The organism is Tumidithrix elongata BACA0141 (genome assembly GCF_036349135.1).
GTDB classification, from domain to species: domain Bacteria; phylum Cyanobacteriota; class Cyanobacteriia; order Pseudanabaenales; family Pseudanabaenaceae; genus Tumidithrix; species Tumidithrix elongata.
The window spans coordinates 1-11,159 of record NZ_JAZBJZ010000147.1 but is presented as its reverse complement, the minus strand read 5'-3'; the positions used below and the strand labels follow the sequence as shown (position 1 = coordinate 11,159).

The 11,159-nt window shown below is 43.7% G+C and carries 4 protein-coding genes; 2 read left to right on the top strand and 2 right to left on the bottom strand.

All coding sequences use genetic code 11. From position 1 onward, the window contains the following. Positions 1-48 precede the first annotated feature (48 nt). Positions 49-2,364 carry a two-partner secretion domain-containing protein gene (locus tag V2H45_RS23010; RefSeq protein ID WP_330486030.1) on the bottom strand — a complete coding sequence of 772 codons (2,316 nt, stop codon included), beginning with the start codon at positions 2,362-2,364 and terminating at the stop codon, positions 49-51. Between the two features lie 441 nt (positions 2,365-2,805). Here V2H45_RS23010 and V2H45_RS23005 point away from each other — a divergent pair, with 441 nt between their 5' ends. After that, complete coding sequence (locus V2H45_RS23005; protein WP_330486029.1) at positions 2,806-6,360, top strand: WD40 domain-containing protein; 3,555 nt, start codon at positions 2,806-2,808, stop codon at positions 6,358-6,360. Positions 6,361-6,428: 68 nt separating this feature from the next. On the opposite strand, the gene V2H45_RS23000 is transcribed toward V2H45_RS23005, so the two are convergent. Then, positions 6,429-9,671, bottom strand: coding sequence for a two-partner secretion domain-containing protein (locus V2H45_RS23000; RefSeq protein ID WP_330486028.1), 3,243 nt, complete (start codon positions 9,669-9,671; stop codon positions 6,429-6,431). 537 nt (positions 9,672-10,208) lie between these two features. Between V2H45_RS23000 and V2H45_RS22995 the strand changes: the two genes are divergently transcribed. Next, positions 10,209-11,159, top strand: a 951-nt coding sequence (locus V2H45_RS22995; protein ID WP_330486027.1) for a ShlB/FhaC/HecB family hemolysin secretion/activation protein, incomplete at its 3' end; no start/stop codon positions are given.

The window sequence follows — 11,159 nt, the reverse complement described above, 5'->3', positions numbered from 1 at the left end:
TTCCTATGAAACCCCTCTTCTGTCTTTATTGCAAGGTTTTGTCCTGTACTAAGAGATGCGTCCATAATTTCCTGCACTGTTGATCTTACTGGGAATATCACTACCAGAGCCATCACCAAGTTTTCTGATTTCAACATTTTTCCCCGCCTGAATAAAAATATCTCCTGCATATTTGGAAGAATCTGGAAATATATTTTCAGAGGAAATTTCTGCTCCGTTAAGAATAACCGAACCATTTGTCGATTTTACTATAATGTTTGAGAAGTAATCATAACTTCCATTATAACTAATAGAGTTAATTGGTTTGCTATCTCCAAATGCGTCAAAAAATCCAGTAATTGTAATGTCATTGCCTGCTCTAAGCTCTATATTTCCAGCAGCGCTTCCCGTTATGCCTGTCAAGAAAGTTCTGTCAATCTTGGTTATCTGTACTCCACTAGCTACAGATAATTGACCACTATTATTGATGTCGATCGTACCGTTTAATGCTTGAAGAATTATGTTGCCACCCTGTTTCGTGCCAAAGTTATCACTGCTGACTATTCCACTATCAATTGAAATCGAACCACGATCGCTGGTAAGCTTAATCGTTCCGCTCACACCATTTTTGCCACCACTCGCATCTACAATACCCTTGATTGTAATATTCCCATTAGTTTGTAAGGTTACATTCCCACCATTATTACCATCCGATGAACTAGTTGCATAGAGTTTATTACCAGAATTTAAAGTAATACTGCCATTATTAGCTGTAAGAGTTATATTCCCAGCACTACCAGATAAAGCATGGGTATCGATAGAAGAAATAGAAGAAGTAGTAATATCACCGTTAGATTGCAATTTGACTTCCCCTCCATTAAAAGTTCCAGTAGCAGAGGCAGTCAAATTGCCGATAGTAATTTTACCGTTTGTACTAGTAAGACTAATCGCACCAGCATTATTAGTTGTAGAAGAAGTATTAATACTGCCTACAGTAATACCACCAGCTCCTGTAATATCTACTTTATTTCCTGAAGCAGTAATGCTGGTTCCAGTAGCCATTGAAAAAATTCCACCAGCACTAAACGAGATCGCATGGCTGAGAGTGAGAGATTGGTTTAAAGTAATGTCATTTGTTGCTTGTAAAACAATGTCAGCACTTTGACTTTCAAGAGTCGAAGCAGCGATCGTGATACTGCTTCCTGCAAAATTACCAGACAAAATCTGAGGTAATGTGCTTTGCACACCAGGGTGAAAGGTTGATGAAATTACGTTCCCTTGAGGATCGCGTACATAAGTTGTGTAATCATAAGGATAATTTGCAGGATAGTTAAAATCAGCAATAGTAATATCGTACGGATCGAGCAAAAGCGTTCCAGTCTTCCCAAACAAAGCAGAAACATCTACGATTCCACGATAGACGAGATTCTCTTTTCCTGATACCTCCACAAATCCACCATTGCTAACAGATGTGTTACCCACAGGTGTAGAAAGTGAAACCCCTCGTGCAGTCACAGTACCGTAAAACTCAGTCAATTTGTCAGCCCAGACAATTACCCTTCCACCATTCCCATTTTGTAGCGCATCTGCATTAATTGTGACCCCGCGATCAATAAAGGTTTGTTGAGCATTGGGTACTGTGCCCTTGCCTTGATAGTCACCACCTACTAAGACAGTACCGCCACCATTCACACCTGATACATCAATCTTTGCATTGTCCAAAAGACTGACTTGATTACCCAGTACCTGTACCGTTCCACTTGGAGCCGTTAGCACACCCGTACTCGATACAGTTCCCCCTTGCAAGGCGATCCCCTGTCCCTCGCGTACTGTCAATCTACCTGCATTCGTCACCATAGAACGAGGATCTGTTTGTCCGTACTGCAACCCCGGCGTAATACTCATTGTCAGCAAAGGCGGTGCTTGCGGATTTTTAGCACTAAACTCGCTACCATCGGGAAACTTAAAACTACTGCCCGTACTGCCCGTAAACGACCCACCAATCTCTAACTTTGCATTTTGCCCAAACGTAATCCCATTCGGGTTGAGTAGATATAAATTCGCATTCCCATTCGCTCTGATCGTCCCATCAATATCTGAGGCAGTGTTACCCGTCACCCGCGTCAAAATATTCTGCACCTGTGGCGCGTTATTAAAATAAGCCGTGTTATTGGTCGGAACCGAAAAGTCTTTAAAGCTGTGATAGAGATTGACACCAACCGTCGTGCCACCATTTATCGTGTGTAACTGCCCCGTTGTTGTCACCGTAGAGTTATTAGGCAGCGTTGCGTCTGGAACGATCTGAGCCTTAGCCGCAAGTGTAGCCGTGAAATAGGTCAAGAAAAAGGCACTGGTCAAACAGATAGAGCGATGAGCGAGTTCCATTCTTTTTTCATTCCCATTTCAACTAAATTTACGGTTAAATTCACAGGAAATAAGCATTCGATCGCAACACAAACCCACGATGCTAAAAAGCGGCAATCCTCATTTTAAAAAAATGGCGTTTACTAGCCCTTTTCACAAGAAAATCTTGAAATCCCCGCAAAGGCAAAAATGCTTGTAACCCTTTAAAATAATCATGTTATGGAGATTACCGACACGATCTATCCTCAAAAACAAAAAAATTCATTTAAACATCTTAACTTAATGTTTCTGATTTAACAGTATGAAAAAGTTATAGAAAGTAATATTTTTTTAGATCGTTTTCTGCAAAATTTAGTATATAAACTCTTTCTGCTAGCAAATACCTTACCTAAATCTATCCAAGCAAGGTAGTAGAGATCTAGCGCTGATTCCATAGATTTAAAATCAAAAGTAAAAACCCCAATGGATACTGATGAAGCACTAATTTTTTTAGATACATTTTTAGGACAAGTTCGGTTGAATAATGTTCAAGAACTAGTATTTCGCAGGGTCTGGGAAGGATGGAAATACGCCGCGATCGCTGAAAGTTCTGGCTACGATGCAGATTACATAAAATTTGTTGGCTCTAATTTATGGAAGTTGCTATCTAAAGCGATCGGAGAAGAAATCACAAAAAGCAACGTTCGGTCAATATTGCGGCGCAAACGGCTTGCTGCAAACAGCAAATCACAAATTCGATCTAGCGATACGAACGTATCCTCTCTAGATGGAAATGGAAATTATGTCACTAGAAACCATGAATGGGAAGAAGTACCTGACAGGTCAATCTTTTACGGACGTATTGACGAACTCGCAGAGTTAGAGCGTTTTATTGCAGATCGAAGCTGTCTAATCGCCCTATTAGGCATGGGTGGAATCGGAAAAACAGCCCTAGCGCTCAAGCTTGCCGAAAGGGTACAAGAAAGGTTTGAGTTTTCAATCTGGCACAGCCTTCGCAACGCTCCTCCTCTTGGCAAGCTTCTGGACGATTCGATCGAGTTTCTCACAAAAGGACAAGATATCAGTTCATCCGACCCCATTGAAAATAAGATCGCGAGACTGATCGAACATTTGAGATCGCATCGATGTCTTTTGGTCTTAGATAACTTTGAAACGATTTTTAGAGAGGGCGACTCTGCTGGCTGCTATCGCGAGGGTTATGAAGATTATGGCAACTTGCTAAACGCGATCGCCGAGGAGTCTCATCAAAGCTGCTTGATATTGACCAGTCGCGAAAAGCCCAAGGAAATTGCCCTATTGGAAGCCAAACATGCAACCGTGCGATCGCTTCAGCTATCGGGTCTGCAAACTGAGGCTTGCATCAAGATGCTTACAGAGCATAGATTGCTCGGCTCAGAAAATGCGATGTCCGCGCTAAGTAACAGATATCAAGGAAATCCTCTGGCACTGAAAATCGTTTCTAATTCAATTCGAGAGCTATTTATCGGGCAAATCGATCGCTTTTTAGCGGAAGACATCTCTGCCTTTAACAAAATTTGGATTTTATTAGAACAGCAATTTCAACGTCTTTCAGATTTAGAGCAACAGATTATGTACTGGTTAGCGATTAATCGCGAGCCAGTTTTACCGTCAGAACTGCACGAAGATATTGTTCCTCCCGTACCCAAACGCAAACTATTTGAGGCACTGGAATCTTTAGCAAGGCGATCGCTGATCGAACAAAGCCATACGGGATTGACACAACAGCAAGTCGTCATGGAATTCGTTACCGAAAAGTTGATCGAAACTATCCATATCGAACTTCAAACGGATGAGATCCAGTTTTTCGATCGCTACGCACTCTATAAAGCAACGGTCAAAGACTATGTTAGAGATAGTCAAGTTCGCATGATTTTAGAGCCAGTCCTCGCCAATTTGCGAATAAATTTGAGCTTGGCAGAAATCGAAGCGAAGTTAAAGGATAAGATCGCCAAAATTAGACAAGAGAAGCGGACTAGATATGGAGCAAGTAATGCGATCGCGCTTTTATGGAAAGCCGAAATCGACCTTTCAGGCTACGATCTTTCAGGTCTGACGATCAGACAGGCATATTTTCAAGATGTTTGCTTGCATGGAGTCAACTTTTCAGGTTCCCATTTTTTTAAATCGACATTTAACGAGTCATCATCAAATTTTGTCTCAGTAGAATTCAGCCCAGATGGAAATTATCTTGCCAGTAGCGATAATGGAGGAACGATCTACATTCGCGATCTAGACGGTCGCGTTGTCAAGAGACTGGAAGGTCATTTTGGTTGGGTTTGGGCAACAAGATTTAGCAACGATAGCAAAGTCTTGGCAAGTTGTTGTAGCGATGGCAAAATTAAAGTCTGGGATGTCAGTACGGGACAATGTCTGCATACGTTTGATTCTAATAAAATGACTTCTTGGCTCATAGGTTTTAGTCCCGATGGCAAACGGGTGGCAAGTGGGTGTGGCGATTGCTCTGTTAAGCTTTGGGATGTTTGTAGTGGAGAATGCGTCAAAACACTTTTGGGGCATACCAAAGTTGCCAGTTCAGTTACATTTACTCCCGACGGAACTATCTTAGCCAGTGGTAGCGAAGATGGTTCCATCAACTTATGGGATGTGGAAAAAGCAGAATTACTCAAAACGCTAATCGGGCATAAGAATCGGATTTGGGCGATCGCTGTCAGTCCAGATGGGAAGTTACTTGCCAGTGGCAGTCTAGATGCAACAGTAAAAATCTGGGATATTGCAACGGGTGAATGTTCTGCTACCTTGCAAGGCGATCGCTTGAAATCGATTTACTCGATTGCTTTCCATCCCCATGGAAAAATTCTAGCTGTTTCAGGAGAACATTCGTCCATAAGTTTGTGGGATGTTAGTTCGAGGGAATGTATTCAAACCTTGCACGGACACAGGATGTGTGTCTGGTCAATTGCTTTTAATCCTCGGGGCAGTGTACTGGCAAGCGCTAGCAACGATCAAACCCTCAAATTGTGGGATTTAAATCGAGGTAGTAATTTTAGAAGTATCAAAGGTTTTAAAAACTGTTTCTTTTCAGTATCTTTTAGTCCAGATGGCAAGTTCCTTCTCATTGGTGGGAATGATAAACGCCTGAGACTATACGATCGCTCCCACAATCTTTTCAAAACCGTGAAAGCCCATGATGACAACATTATGTGTTTGAGTTTTAGCAAGGATGGCAATTTGCTTGCCAGTTGTTCGCAGGATGGCTCGATTATGATTTGGGATAGCGCTTCTTGGAAGTGTCTGAGGACAATACGAGGTGGCAGAGAACCGATTTTTTCTGTGAACTTCAGCCCCAATCGTCAATTTTTAGTGAGTGGCGGTTTAGATACTTCGCTGAAAGTCTGGAATCCTGATAATGGCGAGTTGCTCAAAGCGATCGATAGCGGCACGGGTATCGTCTGCTCGGTTTGCTATAGCCCGGATGGCAAAATGCTTGCTAGCAGTCATGGCAGCGATATTAAACTATGGGACACGACCACTTGGGAATGTCTAAAAACTTTGCGAGAACATCAGGATATTATTTTCGATCTTGCATTCAGTTCTGACAGTCAAACGCTTGTGAGTGCGAGTTTTGATAGTACGATCGAGCTATGGGATGTTGATATGGGTATTTGCAAGCATACCTTTCAAGGTCATACCCAACCCGCAGTTAAAGCAAAGTTAAATCCGCTAGAAAATCTTGTTGCCAGTTGCAGTCACGACGGCATGTTACGGGTCTGGGATCGAAATACTGGGGATTGTTTGCACGTACTGAGCGGTCATACTAACGGAATCTACGATATCGCATTTCATCCCAAGGAAAATCTCCTCGCTAGTGTCAGCCACGATGAAACGATTCGGCTATGGGATGTCGAGCAGGGTAAGAATTTGAAAGTCATCAAGCCCGAACGCATATACGAAGGAATGAACGTTACAAAGGTTAAAGGATTGAATCAATCTCAAATAGCAACGCTAACCGAGTTAGGCGCTGTTTTGAGTAAATAGCCAAAGAATTCTGTTGCTAAATCCACTAACATGCGATCGCAGAATCTAATCTTTCTAAACAAGCTATATTAAGGACAGACAAGCTGAGGGATAGCAGGACTGAGTGGGTTAGAAGCTGCTACTAAATGCAGAACGCCTTCGCTGTCTCGCACGAGTGTATTCGCTTCGATGATGCGCTTGGGAACTTCTTGCGTGACTTCCTGTTTCTGTTCGGTTGCTGAGATGGAGTTTGTGCTGCTGGGCACGAGGTCGGCTAGTTCGACTAAGGGGTGAATGCTAGAAAGTTCGTCGGTTGGGCTTTTTGGAAGACCACCTTTGCCAGATATGGTAAAGCGATTGTCGCGATTGGCTAATTTGCCGCCAATGGCACAGCTTTGGCTGACTTGTTTGGTGGGGTCGGTGAGGTTGAGCGGAAGTGTGGTGAGTCCGCGACTGGGGTCGAGTCCTGGTGTGGTCACAAGGACGCTCCCTTGTAAACCAAATTGCGAACTGGCGGTGATGTCGCTAAAGGAGGTTAGTTTGGGACGGAACTCTAGTCCGAAGATCGCATTGGTGGTGATGTTGACGTTGCCGCCATTCCCAGTAAAAGCATTCGCAAAGATATCGCTGTTTTCGCCTTTGACTCCGATAATGAAGCCAGCATTGATGTTGATATTGCCGCCGTTACCGCCTGCGAGGGCAGTGCCAGCGGTGGTGCTGATCTGGCTGCCATAGCGCAGGAGCAAGTAAGCGGGAATGTTGAGGGTTATGTTGCCGCCATTGGTACTGGCGGTTTCGGCTGTAATGGAGGAGCCGTTGAGGAGGGTTAGGATGTTGGAAAATATGGTGATGTTGCCACCGATGCCTGAGCCTTGACTGCCAACTGCGATTTTTGCTCCATTTTGCAGGGTGATAACTTGTGGATCGATAAAGATATCACCGCCTTTACCTGTAGATCCGCGATCTGTAGTTGCTGAGATTATAGAGCCTGTGCCATTAACTATCAGAGACGAGCCTAGTAGAATCTCTATAGTCCCTGCTTTACCACTACTCGATGTCGATGCAGTAATTTGACCGCCATTCTGGACATTTAGTGCTTGAGCTTTGATACTAATTGTCCCGCCTTCACCTACGGCTTGTTCCCGAACGCGACTAAATAGCCCACTGGGAGATCCAGAGATGAGTACATTCTCCACAGCATTAATCTTGATATTCCCAGCATTACCGATTCCATAGATCTCAGACGCAATCTGAGCGCCATTGGTAACGGATACGGAACGGGCTTTGACAATGATATTCCCTGCGTTTCCTACTCCAGAGGTGTTCACGTCAGTGAATGCAGAGCTTAGAAATCCTAGACTGGAACCTGAGAAGAGTACATTATCTTTAGCAGTAATTGAAATCTCTCCCCCTTTACCTTGACCAAATACTTCTGAAGATAGTCTAGCTCCATCCAAAATAGATACAGAACGTGCATCGATAATTACATTTCCTGCATTACCTACTCCAAGTTCTTCTACAATTGAAAGTGCCGCGCTATAGCCTAGGGGTCTTTGGGGACTCACCCCAGAGAGCAATACCGTGTCCGTTGCTTTGAGCGTTATAGTTCCAGCATTCCCTTTCGCCAAATCACGTACAGACGAGCCTAACGTAGCGCCATCTAGAATCGATATTGTGCGTGCATTGATAGTTACACTTCCAGCGTTGCCAAGACCATTTTTATTGACATTACTAGATGCACCGCTCAGGGAGCCAGAAAACAATACACTATCTATGGCTGCGATCGTGATTTCCCCCGCATTCCCCGTCCCAAATGTATCCGCTTGAACTTGAGCACCATTTGTAAAAGATATATTGCGGGCACTGAGATTTATATCGCCAGCATTGCCAACTACACCGTTGACATCAGTGAATATATGGCTATTGTTGTCGAATGTAATTGAACCTGTTGCAGCAATAGTGACATTCCCGTTATTCCCATTTGTTTGTCCTAATTCTTTTTGGGTATCAATTCCTCCTCCAGATATAGTTGCATTTGCTCCAGAGATCGCTACATCCTGACCATATGTCTTGATAGTATTTCCTGGGTTCATCGAGAACGAACCGACATTATCCCCATCAGAGTCGGCTTGAAAGGTAATTGAGCCTAACGTAGATTTCAGAAGACCGTCAGCAAGTCCTCCAATTATGATATCGTTCGTTGCATCAAGAGATACATTTGTCGTAGTTAGCGTATTTTCCAACACTGCCTCAAGCAATGTCGTTCCAGGGGTAGATCCATTAGAAATAATTACATCCGTTGGATCGAGTAAGAGTGTTCCTAACTTTCCATTTGCTGCACGCAAATCCACCTTGCCATCAAAGTAAAGATTCTGTTTTCCCGATATTTCCGTAAAACCACCATCGCCAACAGTTTTCTTGTCTGACAAATTTGCACCGCGCGCTGTCACTGAACCGTAAAACTCAGTCAATTTGTCAGCCCAGATAATTACCTTTCCACCATTCCCATTTTGCAGCGCATCTGCATTAATTGTGACCCCGCGATCTATAAAAGTTTGTTGAGCATTGGGTACTGTTCCCTTGCCTTGATAGTCGCCACCTACTAAAACAGTACCACCGCCGTTTGTACCCGACACGTCAATACGGGCATTATTCAAAAGACTGACTTGATTACCCAATACTTGTACCGTTCCACTTGGAGCCGTCAGCACACCTGTACTCGATACAGTTCCCCCTTGCAAGGCGATTCCCTGTCCCTCGCGCACTGTCAAACTACCTGCATTCGTCACCATAGAACGCGGATCGGTTTGTCCGTACTGCACCCCCGGGGTAATACTCATTGTCAACAATGGCGGAGCTTGCGGATTTTTAGCGCTAAACTCGCTACCGTCGGGAAACTTAAAACTACTGCCCGTACTGCCCGTAAACGAACCACCGATCTCTAACTTTGCATTTTGCCCAAACGTAATGCCATTCGGGTTGAGCAAATATAAATTCGCATTCCCATTCGCTCTAATCGTGCCATCAACATCCGAAGCAGTGCTACCCGTTACCCGCGTCAAAATATTCTGAACTTGCGGCGCGTTGTTAAAATAAGCCGTGTTATTGGTCGGAACTGAGAAATCTTGAAAGCTGTGATAGAGGTTAACTCCCCTCGTCGTGCCTCCATCAATCGTATGTAACTGCCCCGTTGTTGTCACCGTAGAGTTGACAGGCAAAGTCTTGTCTGGAACGATCTGAGCCGTAGCAGCAAGCGCAGTCGTGAAATAGGTCAAGAAAAAAGCACTCGTCAGGTATATTGAGCGATGAGCGATGCGGCGAGTGAGTTCCATTCTTTTCTTATTCCTATTTCAATTAAATCTACGACTAAATTCACAAAAGATAAGGATTTGCATTCAGCCCAAAGCAAGGTATTGCAAATACCAAGATGGTTTAGTGGAAAGATCTAGCAACATTCTCATCCCCTAACACCCCCTTTTTGCGGGACTTTAAGAGATTTTGCGCCCCAAAACTCGGGGCTAGAAGGGTTATCAAAAAATGGTAATAGCTGAAATTTTATAGAATCATCTCACATATTCGTAAGATTCATCTCTGTGTTTTCTGAATATTTACACACAATCTCATGAAACCCTGACAATTATTTACACCTGCGATCGAGGTAATACCTCACCAAAAATCGGGAATATAGTTCGTAATTCCGATTAGATTCCAAAATTAAGCCAAATGTTATAGAGAACTTCCGCTTAATACAGTTCAATAACGATGTTTATTCTTAGGAAATGATTCTAAGATATTTGGCAAAAGTTCTCAGTCTTTCTAAAATAAACGCTCAGATCTAAAGGCTTGTAGGTGTTGGGAGTAAAAAAATCGTGAATAAATTATATAAGAACTTTTCTGCATCCTTAAACGGACTGAAAATAGGTGTTTCTGCGATCGCGATCGCAGCAAGTTCCTATACTCTACCTATCACCGCTCAAACCATCATTCCGCCAAATCGTCCAGTTCCTCCCGACCTCAACCCCAAACCCACGCCAAAGCCAACGACTGAGCCTTCCAAACTTCCACCTCCCGATCGCTTACTCGCACCGACCGCACCGCAAACTCCCACAATTCCCAGCGATCGCGCCTCCGAAACCCTAACCGTCAAGAAATTTGAAGTGATTGGCAGCACCGTTTTTAGCGATGCCGAACTCGCTGAAATTACTGCACCCTATACCAAACGTTCCATTTCAGTTGCCGAACTCTTTCAACTTCGCACCAAAATTACCGAGCTTTATTTAGAAAAGGGATATATCACCTCTGGAGCCTTCATCCCAGAACAGGATCTAAAAAGTGGAACCGTCAAGATTCAGATTATCGAAGGCGGGCTCGAAGACATCAAAGTCACTGGACTGAACAGACTCAACCCGGGATACATTCAATCTCGCATTGCGATCGCTACAGGAAAACCCCTCAACCGCACGCGTCTCTTAGAAGCCCTACAACTACTACAAATCAATCCTTTGATTGAGAGTATCTCAGCCAATTTGTCCCCCGGCTTACAACCTGGATCGAATATCTTAGAAATACAGGTTTCAGAAGCCAAAACCTTTAGCTTGCCGATTACTCTCGATAACAGCCGTACCCCCAGCGTCGGAACCGATCGCCGCCAAATTCAACTTAACGAAGCTAACTTGACTGGACTAGGCGATCGGCTCAGTCTTACCTACAGTAATACGAATGGCAGTAATTCCTTTGATGCTAGCTATACAATTCCTTTCAATCCCTATAGAACCGATTTGACATCTTTTATAATGGCGAATAAAGACCCTACATTCCTC